Annotated in this window: 23 protein-coding genes; 11 read left to right on the top strand and 12 right to left on the bottom strand. The window is 61.6% G+C overall.

What is annotated here, in order from left to right:
• Positions 1–25 precede the first annotated feature (25 nt).
• Positions 26–646, bottom strand: a complete 621-nt coding sequence (locus M0D69_RS31440) for a DUF938 domain-containing protein (RefSeq protein ID WP_301785743.1) — start codon at positions 644–646, stop codon at positions 26–28.
• Between the two features lie 571 nt (positions 647–1,217).
• Between M0D69_RS31440 and M0D69_RS31445 the strand changes: the two genes are divergently transcribed.
• The 3 genes from M0D69_RS31445 to M0D69_RS31455 all read left to right on the top strand — a co-directional run bounded on the left by M0D69_RS31445 (position 1,218) and on the right by M0D69_RS31455 (position 4,319).
• Entirely contained in the window at positions 1,218–1,784 is a 567-nt protein-coding gene (locus tag M0D69_RS31445; protein ID WP_301785744.1) for an ankyrin repeat domain-containing protein, read from the top strand.
• A gap of 139 nt (positions 1,785–1,923) precedes the next feature.
• Positions 1,924–3,021, top strand: coding sequence for a PRC-barrel domain-containing protein (locus M0D69_RS31450; RefSeq protein WP_301785745.1), 1,098 nt, complete (start codon positions 1,924–1,926; stop codon positions 3,019–3,021).
• A gap of 14 nt (positions 3,022–3,035) precedes the next feature.
• A complete protein-coding gene (locus M0D69_RS31455; protein WP_301785746.1) occupies positions 3,036–4,319 on the top strand; it encodes an MFS transporter in 1,284 nt (427 codons plus the stop codon).
• 152 nt (positions 4,320–4,471) lie between these two features.
• Here the strand turns inward: M0D69_RS31455 and M0D69_RS31460 are convergent, their stop codons facing one another.
• The gene (locus tag M0D69_RS31460; protein ID WP_301785747.1) at positions 4,472–5,857 is read right to left on the bottom strand and encodes an FAD-containing oxidoreductase; all 1,386 of its coding nucleotides are present in this window, start codon (positions 5,855–5,857) and stop codon (positions 4,472–4,474) included.
• Between the two features lie 237 nt (positions 5,858–6,094).
• Here M0D69_RS31460 and aldA point away from each other — a divergent pair, with 237 nt between their 5' ends.
• The 4 genes from aldA to M0D69_RS31480 all read left to right on the top strand — a co-directional run bounded on the left by aldA (position 6,095) and on the right by M0D69_RS31480 (position 11,812).
• Positions 6,095–7,519 carry an aldehyde dehydrogenase gene (gene aldA, locus M0D69_RS31465; protein ID WP_301785748.1) on the top strand — a complete coding sequence of 475 codons (1,425 nt, stop codon included), beginning with the start codon at positions 6,095–6,097 and terminating at the stop codon, positions 7,517–7,519.
• A gap of 130 nt (positions 7,520–7,649) precedes the next feature.
• On the top strand, positions 7,650–8,918 hold the full coding sequence (locus M0D69_RS31470; RefSeq protein WP_301785769.1) for a nitrate/nitrite transporter: 1,269 nt from the start codon (positions 7,650–7,652) through the stop codon (positions 8,916–8,918).
• The gene (locus M0D69_RS31475; RefSeq protein ID WP_301785749.1) at positions 8,915–10,132 is read left to right on the top strand and encodes a mandelate racemase/muconate lactonizing enzyme family protein; all 1,218 of its coding nucleotides are present in this window, start codon (positions 8,915–8,917) and stop codon (positions 10,130–10,132) included. The genes M0D69_RS31470 and M0D69_RS31475 overlap by 4 nt, the downstream gene beginning before the upstream one ends.
• Positions 10,133–10,147: 15 nt before the next feature.
• Positions 10,148–11,812, top strand: a complete 1,665-nt coding sequence (locus M0D69_RS31480) for a GMC family oxidoreductase (RefSeq protein ID WP_301785750.1) — start codon at positions 10,148–10,150, stop codon at positions 11,810–11,812.
• Here M0D69_RS31480 and M0D69_RS31485 read toward each other — a convergent pair.
• Positions 11,779–12,675 (bottom strand): LysR substrate-binding domain-containing protein, encoded by an 897-nt coding sequence (locus M0D69_RS31485; RefSeq protein WP_301785770.1) that lies wholly within the window; start codon positions 12,673–12,675, stop codon positions 11,779–11,781. The two genes, M0D69_RS31480 and M0D69_RS31485, sit on opposite strands and share 34 nt — an antisense overlap.
• Positions 12,676–13,087: 412 nt before the next feature.
• Here M0D69_RS31485 and M0D69_RS31490 point away from each other — a divergent pair, with 412 nt between their 5' ends.
• A complete protein-coding gene (locus tag M0D69_RS31490; protein WP_301785751.1) occupies positions 13,088–14,389 on the top strand; it encodes a sodium:proton antiporter in 1,302 nt (433 codons plus the stop codon).
• A gap of 104 nt (positions 14,390–14,493) precedes the next feature.
• The gene (locus M0D69_RS31495; protein WP_301785752.1) at positions 14,494–15,075 is read left to right on the top strand and encodes an ATP-binding protein; all 582 of its coding nucleotides are present in this window, start codon (positions 14,494–14,496) and stop codon (positions 15,073–15,075) included.
• Positions 15,076–15,214: 139 nt separating this feature from the next.
• Here the strand turns inward: M0D69_RS31495 and M0D69_RS31500 are convergent, their stop codons facing one another.
• Both M0D69_RS31500 and M0D69_RS31505 read right to left on the bottom strand, forming a co-directional pair.
• Complete coding sequence (locus M0D69_RS31500; protein WP_301785753.1) at positions 15,215–16,324, bottom strand: saccharopine dehydrogenase family protein; 1,110 nt, start codon at positions 16,322–16,324, stop codon at positions 15,215–15,217.
• A 159-nt stretch (positions 16,325–16,483) separates the two neighbouring features.
• Positions 16,484–16,945, bottom strand: a complete 462-nt coding sequence (locus M0D69_RS31505; RefSeq protein ID WP_301785754.1) for an Lrp/AsnC family transcriptional regulator — start codon at positions 16,943–16,945, stop codon at positions 16,484–16,486.
• A 303-nt stretch (positions 16,946–17,248) separates the two neighbouring features.
• Here M0D69_RS31505 and M0D69_RS31510 point away from each other — a divergent pair, with 303 nt between their 5' ends.
• Both M0D69_RS31510 and M0D69_RS31515 read left to right on the top strand, forming a co-directional pair.
• Complete coding sequence (locus M0D69_RS31510; protein WP_301785755.1) at positions 17,249–17,776, top strand: Spy/CpxP family protein refolding chaperone; 528 nt, start codon at positions 17,249–17,251, stop codon at positions 17,774–17,776.
• Between the two features lie 141 nt (positions 17,777–17,917).
• Positions 17,918–18,352 carry a PGDYG domain-containing protein gene (locus tag M0D69_RS31515; protein ID WP_301785756.1) on the top strand — a complete coding sequence of 145 codons (435 nt, stop codon included), beginning with the start codon at positions 17,918–17,920 and terminating at the stop codon, positions 18,350–18,352.
• A 10-nt stretch (positions 18,353–18,362) separates the two neighbouring features.
• Here the strand turns inward: M0D69_RS31515 and M0D69_RS31520 are convergent, their stop codons facing one another.
• The 7 genes from M0D69_RS31520 to M0D69_RS31550 form a co-directional block, all read right to left on the bottom strand.
• Positions 18,363–18,731 (bottom strand): DUF3022 domain-containing protein, encoded by a 369-nt coding sequence (locus M0D69_RS31520; RefSeq protein WP_301785757.1) that lies wholly within the window; start codon positions 18,729–18,731, stop codon positions 18,363–18,365.
• Position 18,732: 1 nt separating this feature from the next.
• On the bottom strand, positions 18,733–19,551 hold the full coding sequence (locus M0D69_RS31525) for a YhfC family intramembrane metalloprotease (protein WP_301785758.1): 819 nt from the start codon (positions 19,549–19,551) through the stop codon (positions 18,733–18,735).
• Positions 19,552–19,570: 19 nt separating this feature from the next.
• Entirely contained in the window at positions 19,571–20,620 is a 1,050-nt protein-coding gene (locus M0D69_RS31530; RefSeq protein ID WP_301785759.1) for a LacI family DNA-binding transcriptional regulator, read from the bottom strand.
• A gap of 78 nt (positions 20,621–20,698) precedes the next feature.
• Positions 20,699–21,667: an NAD(P)-dependent oxidoreductase gene (locus M0D69_RS31535; RefSeq protein ID WP_301785760.1), complete on the bottom strand. Its 969-nt coding sequence runs from the start codon at positions 21,665–21,667 to the stop codon at positions 20,699–20,701.
• A gap of 36 nt (positions 21,668–21,703) precedes the next feature.
• Positions 21,704–22,996 carry an MFS transporter gene (locus tag M0D69_RS31540; RefSeq protein ID WP_301785761.1) on the bottom strand — a complete coding sequence of 431 codons (1,293 nt, stop codon included), beginning with the start codon at positions 22,994–22,996 and terminating at the stop codon, positions 21,704–21,706.
• An 83-nt stretch (positions 22,997–23,079) separates the two neighbouring features.
• Complete coding sequence (locus M0D69_RS31545) at positions 23,080–24,081, bottom strand: sugar kinase (RefSeq protein WP_301785762.1); 1,002 nt, start codon at positions 24,079–24,081, stop codon at positions 23,080–23,082.
• 68 nt (positions 24,082–24,149) lie between these two features.
• Complete coding sequence (locus M0D69_RS31550; protein WP_301785763.1) at positions 24,150–24,917, bottom strand: sugar phosphate isomerase/epimerase; 768 nt, start codon at positions 24,915–24,917, stop codon at positions 24,150–24,152.
• Positions 24,918–25,382 lie beyond the last annotated feature (465 nt).

The raw sequence follows: 25,382 nt of genomic DNA on the forward strand, positions 1-25,382 counted from the left end.
TCAGACCCGCGTGCATCAGGGTGCATCACGGTGCGCGTCTGAAGATCAGGCAGAAATTGTTGGCGGGCATGGGCACGGCTTCGTGCATCGACAAGCCCGATGCGCGCCCGAGTTCCACGACGTCCTCCATATTCCGGACACCCCAGGCGGGATCGGTGGCGCGAAGCTGTGCGTCGAAGGCTTCGTTACTCGGGGCGGTATGCGCCCCGTCGCGCTTGTAAGGTCCGTACAGGAAGAGCACACCGTCGCTTGCCAGACGCTCGCCCGCGCCGTGGAACAGTGCCTCAGCTGCCGCCCACGGCGCGATATGGATCATATTGATACATACGATTGCCGCAAGGGAAGTCGGCACGGACCACGGTGTTGTCCGGACATCCAGAGCGATCGGCGCGTGGAGGTTCGCGAGTGAAGCGTGCTGACGCCAGGCGTCGATGGAGGCTCGCGAAGCGGCGTCGGGATCGCTGGGTTGCCAGGTGACGCCCGGCAATGCGGCGGCGAAGTGGACGGCATGCTGCCCCGTGCCGCTGGCGATTTCGAGGACCACGCCGGCCTTGGGCAGGACTCGCGCGAGCACGTCGAGAATGGGTCCGCGATTACGTTCGGCGGCGGGCGCCACGCGGCGGGCGGTGTCGGGGTTGGGGCTCACGGCGTTTCTCCAGATGAAGTGCTGGCGAGCGTAAGTGCGCGATAGACATAGGTCAAGCGACGGGCGGCCGAACGTGAGCTAAACCCGAACCATGAAACCACGGCGCCGCGAAAGAGGCGCAAAACTGCCGGACTGCAGGAAAACCACTGCCGCCGCGACGGATAAAAAGCGGATCAGGCTGGTCCTTCACGGCCGGCGCCATCGAAGAATGGATGGTCATGAAGATGCACCCTTTAGAATAACGCCCGGAACACGCTGTCAGCTTAGGGCGAGCCCGTAGGCAACCCAGTCGCCCGGACAAGGCGCGATTCCTGCTGTGACGGTGCGGCGTGCCGCCAAACCTGTGTATCCTGACGCACTGATAGAAACCGCGGAAGCCGCAGAAACGCGCAAAAGCAGAACCCGCGGACCGCTTGCCATATACATACAACGAAACAACCGAAACGACCTGCTGACATCGAAAGCTGCACGCAGTACCAACCGGACATTGCCCAACCCGGCGCGCGCCCAAGCCCCGGCATCGAACGGCTGCAGTGCCGCACCAGTCCATGCAATCCTAATGGAGCCTCCCATGCAACCCGACTCACCCGCAGGCATTCCCGGTCAAAACCAGGAACCTTTGAGCGACGATCTCATCGATTTCGCGAGCGAAGTCTTCGACGTAGCTCGCCGCGGCGACGCTGCCATGCTCGACACGCTGCTGCATAAAGGCTTGCCGCCGAACCTTCGCAACGACAAGGGCGACACGCTCGTGATGCTCGCGAGTTACCACGGCCATGCCGACGCGGCGCGCGTGCTGCTCGAACACAAGGCCGATCCGGACCTGCGCAACAACAACGGCCAGACGCCGATCGCGGGCGCGGCGTTCAAGGGGTACGAGCCGGTTATCGAAGTCTTGCTTGAGTACGGTGCGGACGTGGAAGGCGCGTCGCCCGATGGACGCACGGCGTTGATGATCGCGGCCATGTTCAATCGCGTGGAGATGGTCGAGTTCCTGATTTCGAAGGGCGCGAATCCCGACGCGAAGGACGCGAACGGTTTTACCGCACGCGACGCCGCCGCGAAAATGGGCGCCCCCGATACCGCCGCGCGGCTGGCTCAAGCGGCCGAGGCGAAGTCGCGTCCGCCGGGCGTTTGATCGAAACCGGGCGACACGAACGCCGCTGCTCGCCCGAACTGTATCGACCTATATCGTCCCCTAACCCCAGCACCGTCGATAACCCCGGCGACGGCGCGCGAATTTCCTGAAGGCAATCCCGCAACATGGAGCTCTTGTGATGAGTGGCGGTTTCCCGCTTCGAGCGTATGACTGGCGCTGGCGAACAGTAGCCGGAACGCTCGCGATCCTCCTTGTCCTGGCGCTCATGTCGGGATGCAGCCTGTTCCCGGTGCAAGCGCCCGCGCCCATCACCGATTTGTCGACGCCGCAGCCGCCAAGCGAGCCGGAAGTCCTGGAGCCGGAAGAAGTGCCGGCATCGGCGCCGGTTGCCGCGCAGCCTCCGTCCGAACCCAGACCGCACCCCGCGCCGAAACGACGTGTGATCGTGCCGAAAAAACCGCCGCCGCCTCCGCCTCCGCCCGTTGAAGAGAAGGCGCCGCCGCCTCCGCCGCCGCTGCTCACCACGCGCATCATGCAGCACGAGCAAATCCGCGGTTTGCTCGACAGCGAAATCCAGCGCCCGGATGGCAAGGTGATCGGCCGCGCAGTGGACATGTACGCCGATACGGCCGGCAAACCGAAGATCATGATCGTCAACCTGGCGGGGTTCCTGGGTGTCGGCGACCGCAAGGTGACGTTCCCGTGGACCGTGTTCCGCTTCAATCCGGCCGCGAAGAAAGCGCCTATTACGTTCGCCGTGCCGACGCCGGGCAGCAACGGCGCGTCGGGCGTGGCGAAAGCGAAAGCTCAGGACGCATCGGCCAGACCGGGTTCCGTCAACGACATTGCGCCGAGTCTCGCTCAACTTATCGACTCCAATGTGTCGCAGAAAAGCGGCGCGCGGATGGGCCGCGTAGTCGACGTGCTGGTCGATTCGCAAGGGCAGCCCCAGGCGCTCGTGATCGATCTCTCCGATTCCCTCGCCGGCGACAAGCGGCAAGTCGCGGCGAACTGGCCGGACCTGCATGTGATGTCGCGCAACAAGGTACTGCAATTGCAACTGGATTTCACCGACGCACAGATCAAAGCCGCTCCGACGTACTCGCCGGATCAACCGATCAAGATCGTTTCGCCCGTCGTCCCGCCACCGGAACCCGAGCCGACGCCAGAACCCGCTCCGGCTGCAGCTGCAGCGCCCGCTTCTGCTGCGGCCTCCGGTCCCGCGTCCGGTGCGAAAGCCACTGCGGCGGCCGTTGCGCGCCCCTCGAAACAATGAGGACGAGCTGAAATATGGTAATTGCACGAAGTCTGCGCGCGCTCGATTGGCTGAACTTCTTCGTCGCGAATGTGCAGACCGGCTTTGGGCCGTTCATCGCCTCCTATCTCGCCGCGAACAAATGGACGCAGGGCGAGATCGGGCTGATGCTGAGCGTCGGCACGATCAGCGCGATGGCGAGCCAGTTGCCGGCAGGCGCGCTCGTCGATGCGCTGCGTAACAAGAAAGGCGCTGCCGCCGCCGCGATCATCGCGATCATTGTGGCGGCGTTGTTGCTCGGCGCGAGCCCGACGTTTGTCGCCGTGTTCGCGGCCGAAGTGCTGCACGGGTTCGCCAGTTGCATGCTCGTTCCCGCGATGGCCGCGATCTCGCTCGCGCTCGTCTCGCGCGCCGATCTTGGCAACCGGCTCGGGCGCAATGCGCGCTGGGCGTCGATAGGCAGTGCGCTCACGGCGGCGTTGATGGGCGTGTTTGGGGAGTACCTGTCGCTGCGTTCGGTGTTTTTCCTGACCGCGGCACTCGCGCTGCCCGCGCTCGTCGCGCTGAACATGATTCATCACGAGATGGCGCCCGTCGTGCCGCGCATGAAAAAGGCCGCGGCGAAAGCGGGCGAGAAGATCGCTGAAGCGGTAAGCGCGGCCGGAGCCGATCGGCCCGAGAGCCTGCGCGATCTGGTGCGCGATCCGCGGTTGCTGACCTTCGCGGCGTGCGTCGTGCTGTTCCACTTGTCGAACGCGGCGATGCTCAACCTCGCCGCTGGTGAAGTCACCGCGCACATGGGCGACAACGTTCAACTCGTGATCGCGGCGTGCATCATCGTGCCGCAGTTCATCGTGGCGGGATTGTCGCCGTGGGTCGGACGGCAAGCGCAAACCTGGGGACGGCGCCCGGTGCTGATCCTTGGATTCGCAGCGCTGCCGTTGCGCGCGCTGTTGTTCGCGGCCGCGAGCAGCGCAAGCAGCCCTTATCTGCTGGTGCCGGTGCAGATGCTCGACGGTATCAGCGCCGCTGTATTCGGCGTGATGCTGCCGCTGATCGCCGCCGACGTGGCCGGCGGCAAGGGCCGGTACAACTTGTGTATAGGATTCTTTGGGCTGGCAGCGGGCGTTGGAGCGACGCTGAGTACGGCTATCGCCGGCTTCGTGGCGGACAAGTTCGGCGTGAACACCAGCTTCTTTGGACTCGCCGCAGCAGGTGCGCTCGCCGTGGCGCTGGTATGGCTCGCCATGCCGGAAACACGCGATACCGCCGCGAACGAGGAGGCGGCCAAGGAGAAGGAAGCCACGCCCGCGGCATGATGGTTATCGGATGGACAGGGGCTCTACATGCATGCGTCAACTGAGCGCGATCGCAGACGGCGTTGCATCGAAATCCGCCGAAAGAGCCGCTCATGAGCGTTCGTTTCAGAGTCCACTCATCGCTCAACGCATCATGCAACGCTGGAGCCAAATCATTTTAACGGCTTCAGCATTCCCAGCAGCGTGGGAATCAACTCGCTGACGGTCGGATGAATATGCATCGCGCGTTGCAGCGTGGTGTACGGCGCGTCGGCATTCATGATGTCGATGAACGTGTGGATGGCTTCATCGGCTTCTATACCAAGCATCGCCGCACCGAGAATCTTCTTCGTTCCGGCATCGACCAGCACCTTCATGAAACCATCGGTCTCGCCGCGTTCTCGCGCCCGGCCAACACGAGACATCGGCATGGTGGCGATCAGTGCGGGCCGTCCGTCGCGGCGCACGTCGGTTTCGCTCAACCCCACGCGCGCGAACGGCGGATCGACAAAAACTGCGTAGCACATGATGCGTGAATCCACGCTGCGCGTTTCGCCATCGACGACATTCGAGGCGATGATTTCATAGTCGTTGTACGACGTATGCGTGAACGCGCCGCGGCCGTTGACGTCGCCGAGCGCCCAGATACCGTCGGCTTTCGTGCGAAGCTGGCCATCTACATCGATCAAGCCGTGCTTGTTCAACACGATGCCCGCGTGGTCCAGCCCGAGGTCATCCGTATTCGGCGTGCGTCCGGTCGCGAACAGCAAATGCGAGGCATCGATGCTCTTCCGATCTTTCAACACGATCCGAACGCCCTTGCCCGCCGGTTCAACCTTCGACGTCTCCGTGTTGAACAAAAACTCCACCCCCTCCCGCGACAGGACCATCTGAATCTGTTCGGCGAAGTCCTTGTCCTCACGCACCAACACGCGATCGCCTCTGACAAGCACGCTCACGCGACTGCCGAAACGCCGGAACATCTGTGCGAATTCCAGCGCGATATAACTCCCGCCGACAATCGCCAGATGCTCCGGCAATTCGGTCAATTCGAGGATGGTGGAATTCGTAAGATGTGAAATGCTCGCCAGCCCGTCGATCTCCGGCACGGTCGCGCGTGTTCCGGTGTTGATGAAGATCGCGTCCGCGTCCAACTCGTGTTGCTGGCCGTCATGGCCTTGCACGCTGATGGAATGCGCGCCCGTGAACCGGGCGTGACCGTTGAGCACCGTCACGCCCGGCGTGCTGCGCAACCACTCCTCCACGCCGTTGCGGGACCCCGCAATCACCACGTCCTTGCGCGCCTTGACCCGCGCCAGGTCCACCCGCACCTCGCCTTCTACGATCACGCCGTACTCGCCCGCATGACGCGCGACGTGCGCGGCACGGGCGCTCGCCACGTAGGTCTTGGTCGGCGTGCAGCCAACGTTCACGCACGTGCCGCCGAACAGATGCCGCTCGATCACGGCCGTTCGCTTGCCGCTCTCGGCGAGCTTGACGCCTAGCGGGCCGCCGCCTTGTCCTGTGCCGATCACGATAGCGTCGAAGTGCTGTGACATGCGAGTCTCCTCAATGAAATGTCAGACCGGATCAATGCGGATCAGTGAACAAACGTTGCGTTCTCGCATGGTAGCTCGCCACGGGCCGTCGCGCTGAACGAATACCTCGGCCGCTCAGTGCGTTTTTCGCATGCACGGGTCGAGATTTAATCGCTTGTGGCCAACTGTCGCGCCGATAAAACTACCGCCATTCACGTCGCGGACGGCCGCGACGCTTCACCTTCCCTGGCAATCACGATGCGCACCTACCGTAATTTCATCGATGGCCGTTTTGTCGAGCCGCAATCCGATTCTTTCGCCGAAGTCGATAATCCCGCCACGTCGGCAATCATCGCGCGTGTCACGCTCGCCTCGCAGGACGACGCGCTGAGCGCAGTCGAAGCCGCGTCGCGAGCACAGAAGAAGTGGCGTGCGCTGACGGCTATTGAACGGGGAGAACATCTGCGCCGTTTCGCCGATGCGATCGTTGAACGCGCGCCGCAGATTGGCGCGGCGCTCGCGCTGGAGTCCGGCAAGAGCGCAGCCGATTCGGAGAACGAAGCTCGCTACGCCGCCGACATCACGCGCTTTCACGCGGAATGGGCGCGCCGGATTGAAGGCGAACTGATCCCCAGCGATACCCCGAACGAAAACCTCGTGCTGCATCGTGAGCCGATTGGTGTCGTGGCTTGTCTGATTCCGTTCAACTACCCCGTCTACACGCTGCTGCGCAAGGTTGCTCCTGCATTGATCACGGGCAATGCGGTGGTCGTGCGGCCGAGCAACAACACGCCGGCGTCCGCCTTCGAAATCGCCGAAGCAGCGCAACAAGCTGGCTTGCCCGCAGGCATTCTCAACGTCCTCACAATGGATCACGCGACCGCAGGCGCCGTCTGCACGCATCCCGCAGTGGGAATGATCACACTGACCGGCAGCGTGGGCGCGGGGCGCATCGTGCTGGATTATTGCAAGGCGAATATCGCCAAACCTTCGCTGGAACTCGGTGGCAAGGCGCCCGCGATCATCGAACCCGATGCCGATCTTGAAGCGGCAGCGAGTGCGATCGTGGCATCGAAGACGACACATTGCGGGCAATTGTGTACCGCGATGGAACGCGTCTACGTCCACGCCAGCGTGCACGATCGCTTCGTCGAACTGCTGCGCACGAAGATGCATGCGGTGAGTTTCGGCGATCGCGCGCAAGACGCATCGAAGATGGGTCCGCTTGTCAGCCGCTCGGCTCAACGCAACATTCACGCAATGGTCGAACGCGCGGTCGCCGAAGGTGCGACGATCGCCACCGGCGGCACCTTGCCCGACGGTCCCGGTTATTTCTATCCGCCAACGCTGCTGCTCAATTGCCGCCACGACATGGAAATCGTGCGTGAGGAGATCTTCGGACCGGTGCTGCCTGTGATCTCGTACGACACGCTCGACGACGCCCTCGCCATGGCGAACGATCATCAATACGGCTTGTCGTCGGTGCTTTACACCGAGAACTATCGCACTGCAATGCGCGTGGCCAACGAGATCGAAGCCGGTGAGCTGTATGTGAACCGCACGCCCGCCGATCCGTACCAGGGCTTTCACGCAGGCTGGAAACGCTCCGGCCTCGGCGGCGATGACGGCAAGCACGGCATGCTCGAATTCACGCAGACGCGTCTTGTCATCATGAAGTACTGAGACCTCGACACTCACTCGCACATCTATAAAAACGGCGTTCCCGGCGAACAGCCGAAGGAGACTCATTGTGGAAAAAACCCTGACCGGCATCACGCCGCCAATCGCCGATACAACTCGCCCGCAGCGATACATGCAGCTTCTGCTGCTGGTGATCGCCGCCGGCGCGATCTATCCGCTGCTGTATTTGCGTCAGGTCTACCAGACCCCGATGCTCGAGTTTTTTCACATCGACAATAGCCAGCTCGGCTACCTGTATTCGATCCTCGGCACCGTTTTCCTGATCAGCTATTTGCCGAGCGGCTGGCTTGCCGACCGCATCGCGCCACGTTTTCTGATCTGCTTTTCATTAATCGCAACCGGCGCGCTCGGCCTCGTTTATTCGACCGCGCCCAGTTTCCCCATCCTGCTCGCCGTGTTCTGCTGCTGGGGTTTGACAACCGGCCTGACCTTCTGGGCGTCGATCCTGAAGCGCGTGAAGACCATCGCTGCGCACGACGAACAAGGCCGTTTCTTCGGCTTGCTCGACGGCGGACGCGGGTTGATAGAAGCGTTACTCGCGACTGTCGCGCTGGTGATCTTCGCGACCGCCACGGAGAAACATGGCCTCCCGACGGACATCGGTTTCCGCTACGTCGTCTACCTGTATTCGGGCTTCTGTATCGGGCTCGGATTGCTGATAGTGCTGGTGAAAGAACCGCCCGCGACAAAAGAGGAACAACAGCAAGCAGCAGACAAGCTCACGCAGCACCATACGCTGTGGCGCGATCTCGTCATGCTGATGCGCATTCCGCAATTGTGGCTGATGGCGGCCATCGTGTTCTGCGGGTATCAGATCTTCTGGGCAACCTATAGCTTCTCCGCTTATCTGCAAGTCGGCGACCTGAAGATGACCGTGGTGATGGCCGGTACGCTCACCACCCTCAAGCTGTGGATGCGGCCGATTGGCGGCATTGGCGGCGGGTATCTCGGCGATCGTTTCTCCACGCTCGGCGCGCTGACCAGCGCATTATTTCTCGCCGCACTCGGGCTCGTGGCGCTGGTCGTGCTGCCCACGTTCGGGCATCTCAATCCGCGTGCAGGTGTCGCGATGATCGCCGTGGTCGTGCTGCTGATCGGCATCCTGACGTATGCGATTCGCGGCCTCTACTGGTCGCTGCTCGACGAGTGCGGCATTCCGCTGCGCATCACCGGGCTTGCAATCGGCCTGGTCTCGCTGATCGGTTATTCTCCCGATGTGTTCCTGCCGCTCGTGAACGGCTGGACTACTGAGCACTTCCCCGGCCTCCTCGGCTACCAGTTCTACTTCTCCTACATCGCTGCGATCAGCGTGATTGGCGGCGTGGCTGCCATGGCACTGAAGCGCATGCGCAAGACCGTTGCCAAGGATGCCCTCCAATGAAAATCGTCTCTCTCGAAACGCATTTCGTAGCTGTACCGCCGCCGCATCTGGGCGGCATGTACTGGATCTTCGTGAAGCTGAAAACGGCCTGCGGAATTGAAGGCGTGGGGGAAATCTATTCGGCGACGTTCCATCCGAAGGCGATGGTGCATATCATCGACGACGTGTTCGGACGGTATCTGCAAGACCACGATCCGCACCACGTAGAGCGATTTTTCCGCGAAGCGTATTCGAGCGGCTTTACGCAACGCCCCGACCTCACGATGATGGGCGTCGTCAGCGGCCTGGAAATGGCGTGCTGGGACATCATCGGCAAGGCAGCGGACAAGCCCGTGTACGAACTGCTGGGCGGTTTGGTCAACGAACGGCTGCGCTCGTACACGTATCTGTATCCGAAGAACGCGGCAGGTGAATACGATTACGACGACGTAGACCTTGCCGCCGAATGCGCCATGCGCAACGCGGACCTCGGCTTCACTGCGGTCAAGTTCGATCCGGCCGGTCCGTACACCGCGTACTCGGGCCATCAGCTTTCGCTCGATGTACTCGAGCGCTGCGAGACCTTCTGCAAGCGCATTCGCGAAGCCGTAGGCAATCGATGCGACCTGCTGTTCGGCACGCACGGGCAGATGGTGCCGTCGTCGGCTATTCGCCTTGCTCAACGCCTCGAAAAATACGATCCGCTGTGGTTCGAAGAACCCGTTCCGCCCGGTCAGGAAGACGCCATGGCGCAAGTCGCGCGGCATACCAGCATTCCGATAGCAGCCGGTGAGCGCCTCACCACCAAGTACGAATTTTTCAAACTGCTGCAATCGGGCGCGGCATCCATTCTTCAATTGAACGTCGCGCGTTGCGGCGGCCTGCTCGAAGCCAAGAAAATCGCGTCGCTCGCTGAAGTCTATTACGCACAGATCGCACCGCATCTCTACAACGGGCCGATCGGCGCGGCTGCGAGCATCCAGTTGGCCGCGTGTACGCCCAATTTCCTGATCCAGGAAAGCATCGGCACGTGGGACGGCTTTCATGCGCAGGTTCTGAAGACGCCAATTCAATGGGAAGACGGTTACATCATTCCATCGAAAGCGCCGGGACTCGGGGTGGAGCTGAACATGGATGTCGTGCGAGCGCATTCCCCTTACACCGGCGAACGTCTGCACTTGCAGATGGCGTCAAAGCCCGCCGACGTCCGGGATTCTTCTCCGGCCAAAGGCTGAGGGCGAGTGAAACACATGACTTACGACTACGTCATCGTTGGCGCCGGATCCGCAGGCTGCATTCTGGCCGAGCGTCTTTCCGCATCGGGACAATACTCCGTGCTCGTACTGGAAGCGGGCGGCAAGGCCGATTCGTTCTGGTTCAAGATTCCGGTCGGCTTTGCGAAGACCTACTACGATCCGGGCTGCAACTGGATGTATTACACCGAGCCGGAAGCGGGGCTCGCGGATCGCAAGATCTACGCGCCGCGCGGTAAGGTGCAAGGCGGCTCGGGCTCCATCAACGCGATGATCTACGTGCGCGGCGCGCCCCGCGACTTCGATGACTGGGCCGCTGCGGGCAACTCAGGCTGGTCGTATCAGGACGTGCTGCCGTATTTCCGCAAGCTGGAAACACATGAAGCCGGCAACACCGCCATGCACGGTGCCAGTGGCCCGATTCACGTGACATCGATGAAACGTGGCATTCACGCCATCACGCGCCATTTCCTCGATGCCTGCGACGAGATGGGCATTGCGCGCAATGACGACTTCAACGGCGAACGGATTGAAGGCGTTGGCGTATACGACGTGAACACGCACAAGGGCCAGCGTGCGTCGAGCAATGTGGCCTATCTTGAACCGGCGCTGAAGCGCTCGAACGTGCATATCGAGCATCACGCGCTGACCTCGCGCGTGTTGTTCGACGGACTGCGCGCAACGGGGGTCGAGGTATCGCAGAACGGTGTGCAACGAAGCTTCCACGCTACGCGCGAAGTGCTTTTGTGCGCCGGTGCAGTCGATACCCCGAAGCTGCTGCAACTCTCCGGCATCGGTCCGAAGGAACTGCTTGCGCGCCACGGCATTGCGCTCGTGCACGCGCTGCCGGCGGTCGGCCAGAACCTGCAGGACCATCTGTGCGCCAGCTACTACTATCGCGCGAACATGCCGACGCTGAACGGCGACTTCGGCTCGCTCTTGGGCAAGTTGAAACTGGGTCTGCAGTATCTTCTGACGCGCAAGGGGCCGCTCGCGATGAGCGTGAATCAGGCCGGTGGTTTCTTCAATACCGACCCCGCCAGCCCGCTTGCCAACATGCAGCTTTACTTCAATCCGTTGTCGTACCGGATTCCGAAGTCGAGTCGCTCGCAGCTCACGCCCGAGCCCTACCCCGGCTTCCTGCTTGCGTTCAACCCGTGCCGCCCGACGAGCCGCGGATCGATCGAAATTGCATCGGCGAATGTGAAGGATGCCGCGTTGATTCACGCCAACTACCTGAGCACGCAAAAGGATATCGATGAAGTGATCCAGGGCAGCCGCCTGATCCGCTCGATCATGCAGGCGCCGGCGTTGCGCGCGGTGACGGTGGAAGAAACGCTGCCGGGCGCGTCCGTGGTTCCCGACGGCGACGACGCCGCCATGCTGCAATATTTCCGCGACAACAGCGGCTCGATCTACCACCTGTGCGGTTCGTGCGCGATGGGCCCGGACCCGCAAACCGCCGTAGTCGATGATCGTCTGCGCGTGCATGGCATGCAGTCGTTGCGTATTGTCGATGCCTCCATTTTCCCGAACGTCACGTCCGGCAACATCAATGCGCCGGTGATGATGGTGGCGGAAAAAGCCGCGCAGATGATTCTCGACGACGCCATCGCGCCATCCTTCGTTCAACGCGAAATGCTTGCGGCCGCCTCGGCCTGAAGCCACTGCTGGAAAAGCCGTTGCGTCCCGCTTGCACGCTGCTCGGGACGCAGCACGAACCAGTAGGACTGCCGCCCTTCCACCTCCACGTCCAGCACCTGGCGCAATTGCCCCGACGCCAGTTCGGCCGCAATCATGTGGCGATCGGCGATGGTGATGCCCATGCCGTCGATGGCCGCTTGTATCGACAGATCGAGCAAGTCGAATTCGTGGCCGCCGTCGGTATCCACGCCTTCAATACGCGCCGCGTCCAGCCAGTGCTGCCACGTGAGGTAACGCTGATCTTCGCCCGAAAGAATATGCAGCAGGGTTGCGCGGTTCAGATCGACCGGCGCGCCCACGCCTTCACGATCCAGCAGCGCGGGCGAGGCCACTGCAATGTGGCGCTCGTGCATCAGCAAGGTACTTTCAAGGTTGTTCCATTCGCCATCGCCGAAACGGACAGCGCAGTCGAGCCGGTTCGAATCCGTGATGCCGTCGTCCGCGCGCGTCGTGATGCTCAGATCCAGTTGCGGGAATGCTTCGCGCAGACGTCCGAGACGCGGCACCAGCCAACGCGCGGCGAACGTCGGCGGGACGTTGATGCGCAGCCGGTTGACGTCGTTGCTCTGGCTGATTGCGCGCACCGTCAGTTCGATCTTGTCGAACGATTGTTGCAGCGCACGCAGCAGCAAGCGGCCGCTGGGCGTCAGGACAAGATGCTGGTGGCGACGTGAAAACAGCGTCTCGCCGAGTTGCTCCTCCAGTTGCCTCACCTGCCGGCTCACGGCACTTTGCGTGACGTTAAGCAGCTCGGCTGCACGGGTAAAGCTGCCGGTCGTGCCGGCCGCCTCGAAAGCTTTGAGCGCATTCAGCGCGGGCATTTTGCGTTTCACGGTGTTCTGGACGGTTCGTTGGCTCGCGACGCGCCAGTGGCGCAGCGAGCAGGCGCGCGCGTGATTCCGCGCAGCGGGTAAAACAGACTGGGGCGAACTGTGGCTCCCGCGCCGGGCCGGTGTTATTCAGGCGCATCATTGTGCCCGAGCCAGAACGTCGTGCGGGTGGCCGGTCCGCTCCACTGCTTCACGATTGGCGCAGGAAGCCCCTACCGTTGCACGCCGCGCCAATCCATTCGTCAGCCGGCGTCGTATGCGGAACGCCTCGCGCGACAATCCAGCCTCCGCGCCCTCACGAACCCGCGCTGGCGCATCTGGTGGCATGTCGCTTGCTTCAAGCCATGGGCACTAACGACCGCACCCCGGGCCGCATCCTCCTTCGCCTCCAGACCAGGCTCTCATGACCGAAACGATATGGTTTCTCGTCGTTGGCGGTGTGCTCATTTTCATGGGGCTTGCCAGTTCGACCTTCAAACAGCTGCCCATCAGCAGCGCCATGGTGTATCTCGCGATCGGCTTCGGCCTTGGGCCGTTCGGCATCGGCTTGCTGAAGCTCGACCTTGCCGGCGACGCCAGCGTGTTGCGCCGCATCACCGAGGTGGCAATGCTGGTGTCGCTGTTCGCGATCGGCCTGCGCCTGCGCGTGCCGCCCACCGACCGTATCTGGCTGCTTCCCGTGCGCCTTGGCATTGTTGCGATGGTGGCGACCATTGCCATCATGACGCTGGCCTGCGTGTACCTTCTGCACATGAGCTGGGGGCCGGCGCTGCTCATTGCCGCGATGCTCGCTCCGACCGATCCCGTGCTCGCCCACGACGTGCAAGTGCAGGTTCCCGGCGATATCGACTTGCTGCGCTTTTCGCTCACAGGCGAAGGCGGCTTGAACGATGGCATCGCGTTGCCGTTCGCGTTGCTGGGGATCTCGGTATGCAACTACGAGGCATCGCCGGATCAGGCGCTGAGCTGGCATTTCGCCGGCGAGGCTCTCTGGGGTGTCGCCGGTGCGTTAGCCGCAGGCTGGCTGCTGGGCAATCTCGCCGTGCGGCTGATCGCATGGCTGCGCACGCGCCATAGCCTGGCGCTTGGCCCCGAAGGTTTTTATGCACTGGGCCTGATCGCGCTCGCGTACGGTGTCGCCCAATTGATCCACACGTATGCGTTTCTGTCCGTGTTCGCGGCCGGTCTGGCAATGCGCCGCGTCGAGCAGAGAACCAGCGGCAACAAGTCCGCGCATGAGGCGGTTGGCACTATCGATGCACAGGACGTCGGAGCGGCCGCATCCGATCCCGAGCGTGCGCACGCGTTTGTAGCGGAACGCGTGCTCGGCTTCACGATAGAACTCGAGCGGATCGCGGAAGTAGCGGTCATGCTGATGATCGGCAGCGTGCTCGCCAACGTGTGGGGCGAGCTTTTTAGGTGGCAAGGCGCAGCGGTGATCGCGTTGCTGTTCCTGGTGGCGCGGCCGGTGTCGGTGCAGGCGTCACTGCTGGGGTCATCGGCAACGCGCTCGCAGCGGCTGCTGACCAGCTGGTTTGGGATTCGCGGCGTGGGGTCGTTCTATTACCTGCTGTACGCGCTGGAGCACGCGCCGCGCAGTGCCGCGGTGCCGCTGGCGCCACTGGTGCTGGGAGTAATCGCAGCATCGGTGATCCTGCATGGCATTACGTCGACGCCGCTGATGAACCGGTATCGAAGGAGTTAGGTGCGTTTAAACCGGGTTCAATAACGCTAAAAAAACAAATCCGACTCGGGCCGCAGGATAATCTGTAGCAACCCCTGTCCACTCGTTATCAACCGCTGCCAATCATGACTCACCTCGTCTTCGTCTGCGGTCACGCAGGCACCGGCAAAACCTCGCTGGCAAAACGCCTGATCGGGCCGCTTATGCGCACAAGCGGCGAGCCGTTCTGTCTGCTCGACAAGGACACGCTCTACGGCCACTACAGCGCGGCGGTGATGAACGTACTGACTCATGACCCGTACGATCGCGACAGTCCGCTCTATCTCAAGCATCTGCGCGATCCGGAATACCGGAGCCTTATCGATACCGCCCGCGACAATCTCGAACTTGGTATCGGTGCGTTGATCGTCGCGCCGTTGTCGCGGGAAATACGCGATGGCCTGCTCTTCGATCGTGCGTGGCTTGGCATCAGTGACGATGTGACGATCCGGGTAGTCTGGGTGCACGTCACGGAGGATGTGGCGCATGCGCGTATCGCTGCACGCAATGATCCAGGCGATGCGTACAAACTCGCGCATTGGGACGAATACCGGCAGCGGCGCTTCGTCCCGGACGCCAAAGCAAGCCGCGATTTGCTGATGTTCGATAACGACGCGCCCGCGCCGGAAGCATTCGACGAACTGCTCGGCCGGATCGTGCGGAAGTGACGTGAAAGGTGACGTGACACCAACGCCTTTGCGCAATAAAAAAAGCCGTTCCGCAACGCAGCGGAACGGCTTCATCCAGACAATATTTTTGTTTAGTCTCTCAGGCAGCTAGCAACGATGTTCAGGTCAAACCGGGCGATCAAGCCGCTTCAAGTTGTCTCACGGCCGCAAGTGTGCTCGCACCTTCATACAACCGCCCGAACCGGTTCGCCAAAAACGCTTCCAGCGGTACTTGTTCCTGACGGATAAACCCGCTCTGCGGCAACACACCTTCGCGGAACAGATCGAGCTCCGCGCAGATCGCGCCGGCGGTGGTGATCTGGATGGCGCTCATCGGCACGCCGCATACGGTCTTCGCGAAAATCTTGCGCGTGAATACATCTTGCACAAGACGGCCATCGCGCATCCCCGTCGCCGTGACGAATACGAGCACCACGTCCTGGGCCGTAGCCGGCACCGCACGCCGCAACATTGCCTTCAACCCGTCGCGATCACTCGACATGCGCAGGTCGTCGAGAAGAAACTTCATCAGTTCGCGATGCCCCGGATAACGCACCGACTTGTAATCAAGCGCCTCCACCTTGCCAGCCAGCGTCTCGCACAAAGTGCCAAGACCACCCGAGGTATTGAACGCCTCGTACTCGGTGCCATCGAGTGAGAAGTGCTCCAAACCTTCCAGCGGCTGCACCCATTGCGACCTGCCGTCGCGGATAGCCTCGCACGGCTGGCAATACTCGTTGATCAAACCATCGATGCTCCACGTCAGGTTGTATTTCAACGCGTTGGTCGGAAACTCAGGCAACGCACCCACACGCATCTTGATCTCGCGGACCTCGGCGAAGCGCTTCGCCAGATCGTGCGCCACGATGCCGATGAATCCCGGCGCCAGCCCGCATTGCGGCATGAACGCGTGCGTGGAGTCGTCGGCGATCTCGCGGATCGCATGCGTCGCGCGCACGTCCTCGGTGAGGTCGAAGTAATGCACGCCGGCCGCTTTCGCCGCCGTTGCCACGGTCACGGCGAGGTAATACGGCATCGCGTTGATGAGTGCATCGAAACCTTGCAGCGCGAGTCGCAATGCATTGCCATCGGCGGAATCGACACGGCGGGTGGGAATACCCTGCGCTTCAAGCAACGCGAGCGCGTGGGCATCGCGGTCGAACGCGACCACGTCGTAGTCGCCGGTTTCGCGCAGCAAGTGAGCGATGCTCTGGCCAATCAGGCCGGCACCGATGAGGGCTATTTTCATGTTTATCTCCTTGATGGGCGGTCGGTAAGCAATCTCCGACCACCAGTTTAGGAGCGCATGAATATTGATAACAGACACAAAATGATGCGAATCGACTACTGATCTCGACGTTTTGACGACTCCATGCGACAAATTGTCCAAAATTGCTCGATTCACCCCTCAACCCATGCCACCGCGATCGACCTTGCGGGCAAGAATGATCGACGTCGTTGTACGTTCGACCCCCTCCAGGCCACCGATTTCATCGAGCAGATCGTTCAGCCGGTCGGGTGAATCGGCGCGCAGCCACGCGACGTAATCGAACTCGCCGCTCACCGCGCAGAGCAGTTGCATTTCGGGCATCCGGGCGAAGCGTTTCTGCACGTCGCGACCATATTTCGGCGCCAGCTTGATGCCCACGTAGGCCTGAATGCTGGCGTCGAGCACGTCTTGCCCAAGCCGTACGCCATAACCCGCGATCACGCCGGTTTTCTCAAGCCGCGCGAGCCGCGCGATGACCGTCGTGCGTGCAATGCCGAGCTGGCGCGCAAGCTCGGACACGTTTTCACGGGCGTTCACCTGCAACGACGCGACGAGGTTCCGGTCGATGTTGTCGAGCTGATCGAGGCGCGGCGGTCGCATGAGACATGATCCTTTTGTTGGGGATTCGTTTGAAGCCGTGAAAGTACTGCAGGCGGCAAGAAAGCCATTAAAACACGAGCGCATCAAGCTGCGTCCGTCACGGCGGGTTGGTTAAACTCCTGGCGCTGCGAACTCGGCTTGGCTCTTCAAGGCTTTTTTCCAGACGTATCGGTTGTAAGCAGTTGTGGCAACTGGAGCAGCGCCGCGCGCTATCGTGATATTAATAGCGGCGTCGGCCAAACAGCGCACGTGGTCTTTCCCGTGTATTGCTTGCCCCTTCTCAATGGACCCAAGGTGTCACCCATGAAAAAAACACTCGTTGCACTGGCTGCCTCGCTGGCTCTTTCCACGGCGTTCGCCCAATCGTCCGCGCCTGCCGCTACGACTGCACCGGCAGGCGCATCGGCGCCCGATACAGCACGTGGCCAGGCACGCGAAGCGCGCGTCGAGCAACGCATTTCGGACCTGCACGCGAAGCTCAAGATCACCCCGGCTCAGGACGAACAATGGAACAAGTTCGCCGACGTGATGCGTGACAACGGCCACACGATGGGTGAGTTGTACCGTCAGCGCATGGCGCTGGGCGCGGACACGAGCGCGCTCGACGACATGAAGCAGTACGCGCAAATCACGCAAGCGCAGGCGGACGGCACCAAGCGTCTGGTCGATGTCTTCGAGCCGCTTTACGCGAGCCTTTCGCCCGACCAGAAGAAACTCGCCGACGCAAACTTCCACCAGTCAGGCAAACGCTCGGAGCATAAAGGCCACGGGGCGCGTCGCAAGGCGCCGGACGCCGCCGCGGCAGACGGTGCATCGGCAACCAAGCCGTAAGTTTCAGGTAACGGTTTGACTTGGCAGCTTGAAACAAGCGCCCGCATCGGGGTTTCGATGCGGGCGCTTTCACATTGCGGTATGCACAACACCGGGCTTGGCGTTACGATCGCGGATTCTTAATGCTTCCATGACATGCGCATGACACCGATCACTCTCACCCGCCTCGACCTCACTTCTGATCCAGCCGCGCATCTCGTGGTGAAAGACGAGACCGTCGCCGTCGAGTTCGCGCAGGAACCCGGCTCGCTGATGAGTCTGGAAGGTCCGAACCGCTACGCCCCCGGCGATGCGTTGATCACCGGCGCCACCGGCGAACGCTGGGTGGTATCGCGGGATCGGTTCGATGCAAAGTACGTGGCGCACGACGCTCTCACGCATGGCGATGCCGGTGCGTACCGGAACGTGCCCGTCGCCGTCCTCGCGAAGCAAATGCACGAAGCGTTTTCAATCGCGCGTTCGGAAGCCGGCGATGTGCTTCGCGGTGAAGCGGGCGACTGGGTCATGCAATACGCGCCGGGCGATTACGGCGTAGTGAAAGCCGCGCGTTTCGCGAAGGTTTACAAAGCGTTGTAACGCCCCGGCCTCACGCAAAGTCCTCGCCGATATCGATCTCCACCGTGCGCGGCACCGTTTCCCCGTTGGCGTACATCTCCTCGAGCGAACCGAGCGTGGCTTCCACATACGCGCGCAGTACCGCATAACTGCGCGCGTGCATCCGCGGCGGCATCGCCCGGTAACGCGCGAGCGCGGCTGGATCGAAGCGGATATCGATGGCGATGCGGCGTGCCGTCGCCCCGAAGCGCATCGCCACATAATGAATCACGAGCGACAGCTGGCCGTCGTCGCGGGGGCGCTCAGCGAATTGCGTCTGCTCCGGGAACAGGTCGCTGACCACGCGCGCCAGCAATTCGATATCGGCGCTCGGGCAGTCGTATTGATATTCATCGTCCATGTCAGTCTCCTGCCTTCACACGCGCCGCGCGATTCGCGGCTGTCGACACGCCGAGAAAATACCGGCGCAACGCACGCATCACGATCAGGCCGAACACGAGATACACGGCATCGGCGGCAAGCAGCGGAATCAAACGCGCCTGATACAACGCGATAGGCATCGCGATCAGCGCGTGCGCGACGATCATGAACGGCAGCGTAAAGCGGAAACGCTCACGCAGCATGTGCCACATCGCCACGGAAAAGCCGATCTGAAACACGAACGCTGCCGCTCGCTCGACCAGGAACAACCCGGCGGATTCCGGCGTGAGACTGCCGAGCACGGCGTGCAGCCGCAGCAGGGATTCGGCTGGCACGCTCGTGAAATATTGATCGAGCAGGCCGCGATCGGCGAGCATGGCGTAGAGGATCCACTGCAGTTGCACCAGCACGCCGACGAGCCACGCTTCCGCCCCGCCGTGTCCAATCCCGTAGCCAAGTGCCGTACCCGAGCGCTGCAATGAAGCGGGATCGCGCCTGATCAGCCATTTCATGCCGGCGAAGCGCCCCACTTCCTCGCAAATGCCCGTGGCAAGCGCGCCATAGATCACGAAAATGGCGGGATTCATCAGCAGGCCGACCGTCGTGGCATTGCTCAGAACGAGCCCGTGCAGGCCACGTTCGATCACCATCGAAAACAGCGCAAACACTGCGATCCCGACAATCACGTCGCGCCGTTCGAAGCCATAACGCGGCTTCATCCTGCGATACAACCAGATCGGCAACGCGGCGATCAGCAGCGTCGCGAGGGTGAGGAAGACCAGCGTCAAAGCACTTACCATTAATTAAATTTCCCTGGAACTATGTACCGCCATTATTCGTCGATGCCGACGTCGATGCCCGCACGATGAGTTCGCCCGGCAGCAGGCATTCTCGCGCCGCCACGCCCGCGCCCTCTATGCGCTCATGCAGGAACTCGACGGCACGCTCGCCTATGCTATAGGTCGGCTGGCGCACGGTCGTCATGCCGGCAAGCTCGGCCCACTCGGAGTCGTCGATACACATCAGCGCCACGCGCCGCTGCCAGTCGACGCCGTGACGATCCTTCATATGCAGCGCGACCCGCAATGCTACCGGAGCATTCGCCGCGAACAGCGCCACGCGGCGATTCTGATTTTGGGCGGCGCTGATACGCGAGTCGATTTGCGCGAGGTTTTCGTCATTATCCAGATCGAGCACGATCGTGACGCCAGAAATGCCGAGCGCGCCGATAGTGTCACGAAACGCCGCCTCGCGCACGCGTCGCGAACTGACCTGCGCGTACGGCTGCACGACAAACAGCAGCTCGTCGAAACCCTGGCTCGCGAGATGACGGATCGCCATCCGTACTGCTTCGGGATTGTCCAGCCCGACCATATCGGCGACGAGCCCCTCGACCGCGCGGTCCACCAGCACCACCGGAACGCCGCCGCGAGCGAGCGTTTCCAGGGTCTCCTCCTTCACGCCGAGCGCGTTCACGATCACGCCTTCCACGCGATAGGTCGTCAACAATTGCAGATAGCGCCGCTCCAGATCGACCTCGTTCGCCGCGTGGCAGATCAGCGGCATATAGCCGTACGCGTGGCAGGCCGCTTCCACGCCCTGCAGCACCTCGACCGAATACGGATTCGTCAGGTCCGCGACCAGCATCCCGACCAGCCGGTTGCGGCCGCGTTTCAGCCCGCGCGCCATCTGGTTCGGCCGGTAATCGAGCTTGGCGATCGCCTCTTCTATGCGTTCGCGCAATTCGGTCGACAACACGCCCGTCTCGCCGTTCAGATAACGCGAAATGCTGGTCTTGCCCGTGCCGGCTTCACGGGCGACGTCGGTGATGGTCGCGCGCCGGTCATTCGAAAAGTTGTCTCTTGCCATGTTCTCGTTCGACATCCGATAAAAACAAAGCGCGCCACGGCGCGCTTTGTTCGATACAGCGAGCTTGGCCGCAGCTGCTCAGCGCTTCAATGCTTCCGGATTCACCATGTTGTTGCTGAGTGTGCCATTTAGCGCGCCGATCAGGTTCTCGGCGGCGTTTTTGTTCATCGCGTACCGGGTTTCGTGCGTGGCCGAGCCAATATGCGGCAGCGCCACCACGTTCTTCATCTTGAGCAACGGCGAGTCCGCAGAAAGCGGTTCTTTCACGAACACGTCGAGGCCCGCGCCAAGAATCGTACCGTTCTGCAAGGCTTCGATGAGCGCGTTTTCATCTACCGTCGGTCCACGCGACGCGTTGATCAGAATTGCGCTGCGTTTCATCGCCTTGAGCTGCGCTGCGCCGATCAGGTTACGTGTTTCAGCGGTCAGCGGCACTTGCAGCAGTACGAAATCAGAGGTGGCGAGCAGTTCGTCAAGATCGACTTTCTTCGCGCCGTAATCGCGCTCGGCCTGCGCGTTCGGGCTGCGGTTCGTGTACAGCACGTTCATGCGGAAGCCGAGCGCAGCACGCCGTGCAACCGCACCGCCAATGCGCCCCAGCCCGATGATACCCAGCGTCTTGCCCTGGACATCGACACCAAAACAGTCCTCGCCGATGCTCTTCGTCCACTTGCCCGCCTTCACCCATTCCGCGAGTTCCACCACGCGGCGCGCGCTGGCCAGAATCAAGGCGAAGACCGTATCGGCCGTCGACTCCGTCAGCACGTCCGGCGTATTCGTGAGCAGGATGCCGCGGCGGTTCAGGTCGGCGATATCGAAGGCATCGAAACCCACCGATACCGTCGCCAGCGCCTTCAGTTTCGTTGCGCCCTCAAGCATGGCCGGCGTGATTTGCACGCTTGCGCCGATCGCGCCATCGGCATCTTTCAACGCGGCGACGAAAGCGTCATGCTGCTTCGGGTCGACGGTCGTGACGTCCGCATGTTCCTGCAGATACGCGAGCACGTCCGCGGGCAACGGCTTATACGCAACGATCTTCTTTTTCATCGAAACGGGTCCTGTGGATCAAATGGATTGAGTGTCTCAAGCACGTGTAGCGAGTTTCGTAACGGCTGCGACCGGCTGCGGTTTCACGACCAGCGTCAGTATGACGGCCGCCACCAGCGCGGCGCTCATGAACACATACGATGCCGCCGGCGACCCCGTCGCGCCATTCAGATACCCAACCACGTACGAACCGACGAACGAGCCCAGCGCGCCCATACTGTTGATTAGCGCCATCGCGCCGCCCGCAACATTTCTCGGCAGCAACTCCGGCACGATCGCGAAGAACGGGCCGTAAGGCGCGTACATGGCGGCGCCCGCGATCACGAGCAGCGCATACGAGCCCCAGAAACTCGTCGATCCGAGCAAATACGATCCCGCGAACGCGAATGCGCCGATCAGCAGGAACGGCCATACGAACAGCTTGCGCCGCTCGAGTTTGTCCGATGCCCAAGACGCGGCAATCATCGCGATGGTCGCCGCGAGATACGGCACGGCCGACAGCCAGCCCGTCGCGACCATGCCGAACGTCGATGCGTTCTTGAGGATGGACGGCAGCCAGAGCACGAAACCGTACACGCCGATGCTCCAGCAGAAATACTGCGCGGAGAGTTTCATCACCGCGGGCGACTTGAACGCCTCGCCATAGTTCTTGACCGGCTTGATGGCGGCTTGTTCCGCACGCAACGTGTTGTCCAGATCGCGTTTTTCCTGCTCGGACAGCCATTTGACCTGCTCAGGCTTGTCCTGCACGATAAACCACCAGATCACCGCCCAGATGATGGCCGGCACGCCTTCCACCACGAACATGTGGCGCCAGCCGAACGAATTGATCAGATAACCCGAGACCACCGACATCCACAGCACCGTCACCGGATTGCCGAGGATCAGGAAAGTATTGGCGCGCGATCGCTCCGACTTCGTGAACCAGTTGGAGATGAAGATCAGCATCGCGGGCATGACGGCCGCTTCCACGATACCGAGCACGAAACGCAGCGCCATCAACGAAGGAATGTTGGTGACCACGCCGGTCAGCGCCGCGCAGCCGCCCCACAGGATCAGGCTCACGAACACGAGCTTCTTCACGCTACGACGCTCGGCGTAGATCGCGCCGGGAATCTGGAAGAAGAAATAGCCGAGGAAGAACAAGGCGCCAATCAGCGACGCCAGCCCCTTGCTGATGCCGAGATCGTGATTGATACCGGCCGCCGAAGCGAAGCCGAAATTCGCACGGTCGAGATACGCGAGGCTGTAGGTGATGAACACGATCGGCATGATCGTCCACCAACGGCGCATCGCCAGCGTGGGTGTATTCGTATTGGCTTGTTGCATGATTGTCTCCGTCCTTGGCTCGTTTGCCCTGCGGCTAGCTCTGTCGCTATCTATGTGGCCATCTCTGTGGCTATAAAGCGTCTTTACAGCGCAACGTTGATTGCCGCCGCGCCGGTTGCCAGCGTCCCGTTGCCGCCCGGTTGTTCCAGCGCATCGAGTTCCGCGCGGGTCGGGAGACCTTCGCTATCGCCGATCACCTGGATCGCCAGCGCGCCGATGCGATTGCCCCGCGTGAGCGCGTGCCGCACATCGCGGCCCTCCAGCAGCGCGCTCACCACGCCGACCGCGAAACCATCGCCGGCGCCGACCGTATCGACGACATTTTTCACAGGGATCGCCGGCACCGTGCCTTCTTCGTTGCTCGCGGTCCGGAAGTACGCGCCGTGCGCACCGAGCTTGACCACCACGCCCTTGGCGCCCTGATCCAGATAAAAACGCGCGATGTCCTCGGGCTTCGTGAATCCCGTCAGGATCTTGCCTTCGCTCACGCCCGGCATCACCCAGTCGGCGTGCGCGGCCAGCGCGTTCAGCGCCTCGGTCATCGCTTCCTGCGACGGCCAGAGCGTCGGCCGCAGGTTCGGATCGAAGGAGATGGTCTTGCCGGCCTTGCGCATTTCCTTCGCCATATGAAAGGCGAGCTCGCGCGAAGTCGCCGAAATGGCGGGCGCGACGCCCGTCAGATGCAAATGGCGAGCACCGAGCACGTAGTCCGCCACGTAGTCATCGAGCGATAAATGGCTCGCAGCCGACCCCTTGCGGAAATATTCGATCGCCGGATCGCTGCCGTCATCATTCTTCGATTTCAACTGAAAACCGGTCGGATAACGCTCGTCGATGGTGACGCAACTCGCGTCTATCCCTTCTTGCGCGAGCACGTCGAGTACGTATCGGCCGAACGAGTCGTGGCCTACACGGCTCATCCAGCCGACCCGGAAACCGAGCCGCGACAAGCCGATTGCGACGTTCAAGTCCGCGCCGGCCACGCGTTTCGTGAACTGGCCGACCTTCGCGAGATCGCCGGTCTCGGCGGCGACGAACAGCGTCATGGCTTCGCCGTAGGTCACGACATCGAGAGACGTTTTCATAAGCGGTCCTTCGTCATTCGTTGATGGAGTCATGCGGTGTGGGTGCGTGCTTTTGCTTTCTTTTGCTTTCAGGCTGAGGAAAGTTGTTTTACGTAGCGGGCGGCGTCAGTGGCGAGACTGGCTTGATCGAATGGAAATTCGATGCCGCGCGGGACGTGGACCGGCAAATAAGCTAATAACGCGGCGAAGTAAGAGTCATCAATTGCGGGCGCCGTCGCGGAACGCCGCGCGCCTTCGCCTTCCACCGCTTTGCAATGCACGTAACCGACATATTTGGCCAGGCGCCGCGCCGCTTCGAGCGGATCTTGCTCCGCCCATCGCCAGTTACCGGTATCGAAGGTCATAGCGAGCGTGTGCGAGCGGGTTTCCAGCGCTTCGAACAAAGTGGAAAATGCATCGATCGTGCCGCCCGCTTTCAGTTGGCCATTCTCGACGACGACCTGCGCTTTGGAATTTCGGATGCCGGCAATCAGGCGATCAAGCGTCGCGGAATCCGTCGCTGTGCCTGCGCTTTCTGACCCGCCGAACTGAAATTTGACGATACGCGCACCGAGCGCAGCGGCTTCGTCCAGGGTCTGCTCCATCGCGCATTCATCGAGGGCGCCGGTATCGTCGAAAAGGGTCGCGGGGGTGGAATAAACGGGCCACATGCGGGCCGCCCTGATTCGCTGACCGAGTTCGTACAGGGAAGCGGGCTGGGATTGAGTCTTGTTGGAGAACAATTCGCGGCGCACTTCGAAACCCGCCGCACCGGCTTTTGCTGCGACTTCCGCCCAGACCGCGTGGCCGTCGCGGCGAATCGATTCCGCGCCAAATGCACTCGCCACGATAACCACCGGGACCTTGGTCCGAGCTCGGGCATTTTTGATCAAATTACCGAAATTAACCTGTTCCACCGCCAAATTTGCCCTTAATCGACCTATGGAACCGGTTCCAAGATCAAATTTCAAAAAAGACGCGTGCTGCGTCTGGGGATTTGCGCATAATGCGCTGGAGGGTTAGAGGGCGCTATTCTGGAAATCCCTAGGGCGGGGGATTTTTTTTGCTCGCGCCGGTGGACGGTTGGGTTGGGTCGATGCTGGGTTGGTGCTTTCGGCCTTAGTGGTCTGCGTGAGTTAGCTGTATTTTTTATCACTATTAGCCACTGTGCGTGGCGGCACGTCATTTCTGATATGACTTTCCGTGTCAAGCGTCGATGTTCAGATTTTGAGTTCATTCATATTCGATGTTGCTGCAATTTCCTGAAGGCGGCGTAGCAGTAAGGCTCGACGGTGAATCAGGCTGATATTCGCGGGTTGGTT

It is taken from the genome of Caballeronia sp. SEWSISQ10-4 2 (genome assembly GCF_030464885.1).
Classification (GTDB): domain Bacteria; phylum Pseudomonadota; class Gammaproteobacteria; order Burkholderiales; family Burkholderiaceae; genus Caballeronia.

What these genes read in the sequence shown, in the direction of transcription:
- M0D69_RS31445 (WP_301785744.1), top strand. Translation starts at nt 1,218, where the DNA reads ATGCAACCCGACTCACCCGCAGGCATTCCCGGTCAAAACCAGGAACCT.
- M0D69_RS31450 (WP_301785745.1), top strand. Translation starts at nt 1,924, where the DNA reads ATGAGTGGCGGTTTCCCGCTTCGAGCGTATGACTGGCGCTGGCGAACA.
- M0D69_RS31455 (WP_301785746.1), top strand. Translation starts at nt 3,036, where the DNA reads ATGGTAATTGCACGAAGTCTGCGCGCGCTCGATTGGCTGAACTTCTTC.
- M0D69_RS31460 (WP_301785747.1), bottom strand. Translation starts at nt 5,857, where the DNA reads ATGTCACAGCACTTCGACGCTATCGTGATCGGCACAGGACAAGGCGGC.
- aldA (WP_301785748.1), top strand. Translation starts at nt 6,095, where the DNA reads ATGCGCACCTACCGTAATTTCATCGATGGCCGTTTTGTCGAGCCGCAA.
- M0D69_RS31470 (WP_301785769.1), top strand. Translation starts at nt 7,650, where the DNA reads ATGCAGCTTCTGCTGCTGGTGATCGCCGCCGGCGCGATCTATCCGCTG.
- M0D69_RS31475 (WP_301785749.1), top strand. Translation starts at nt 8,915, where the DNA reads ATGAAAATCGTCTCTCTCGAAACGCATTTCGTAGCTGTACCGCCGCCG.
- M0D69_RS31480 (WP_301785750.1), top strand. Translation starts at nt 10,148, where the DNA reads ATGACTTACGACTACGTCATCGTTGGCGCCGGATCCGCAGGCTGCATT.
- M0D69_RS31485 (WP_301785770.1), bottom strand. Translation starts at nt 12,675, where the DNA reads ATGCCCGCGCTGAATGCGCTCAAAGCTTTCGAGGCGGCCGGCACGACC.
- M0D69_RS31490 (WP_301785751.1), top strand. Translation starts at nt 13,088, where the DNA reads ATGACCGAAACGATATGGTTTCTCGTCGTTGGCGGTGTGCTCATTTTC.
- M0D69_RS31495 (WP_301785752.1), top strand. Translation starts at nt 14,494, where the DNA reads ATGACTCACCTCGTCTTCGTCTGCGGTCACGCAGGCACCGGCAAAACC.
- M0D69_RS31500 (WP_301785753.1), bottom strand. Translation starts at nt 16,324, where the DNA reads ATGAAAATAGCCCTCATCGGTGCCGGCCTGATTGGCCAGAGCATCGCT.
- M0D69_RS31505 (WP_301785754.1), bottom strand. Translation starts at nt 16,945, where the DNA reads ATGCGACCGCCGCGCCTCGATCAGCTCGACAACATCGACCGGAACCTC.
- M0D69_RS31510 (WP_301785755.1), top strand. Translation starts at nt 17,249, where the DNA reads ATGAAAAAAACACTCGTTGCACTGGCTGCCTCGCTGGCTCTTTCCACG.
- M0D69_RS31515 (WP_301785756.1), top strand. Translation starts at nt 17,918, where the DNA reads ATGACACCGATCACTCTCACCCGCCTCGACCTCACTTCTGATCCAGCC.
- M0D69_RS31520 (WP_301785757.1), bottom strand. Translation starts at nt 18,731, where the DNA reads ATGGACGATGAATATCAATACGACTGCCCGAGCGCCGATATCGAATTG.
- M0D69_RS31525 (WP_301785758.1), bottom strand. Translation starts at nt 19,551, where the DNA reads ATGGTAAGTGCTTTGACGCTGGTCTTCCTCACCCTCGCGACGCTGCTG.
- M0D69_RS31530 (WP_301785759.1), bottom strand. Translation starts at nt 20,620, where the DNA reads ATGGCAAGAGACAACTTTTCGAATGACCGGCGCGCGACCATCACCGAC.
- M0D69_RS31535 (WP_301785760.1), bottom strand. Translation starts at nt 21,667, where the DNA reads ATGAAAAAGAAGATCGTTGCGTATAAGCCGTTGCCCGCGGACGTGCTC.
- M0D69_RS31540 (WP_301785761.1), bottom strand. Translation starts at nt 22,996, where the DNA reads ATGCAACAAGCCAATACGAATACACCCACGCTGGCGATGCGCCGTTGG.
- M0D69_RS31545 (WP_301785762.1), bottom strand. Translation starts at nt 24,081, where the DNA reads ATGAAAACGTCTCTCGATGTCGTGACCTACGGCGAAGCCATGACGCTG.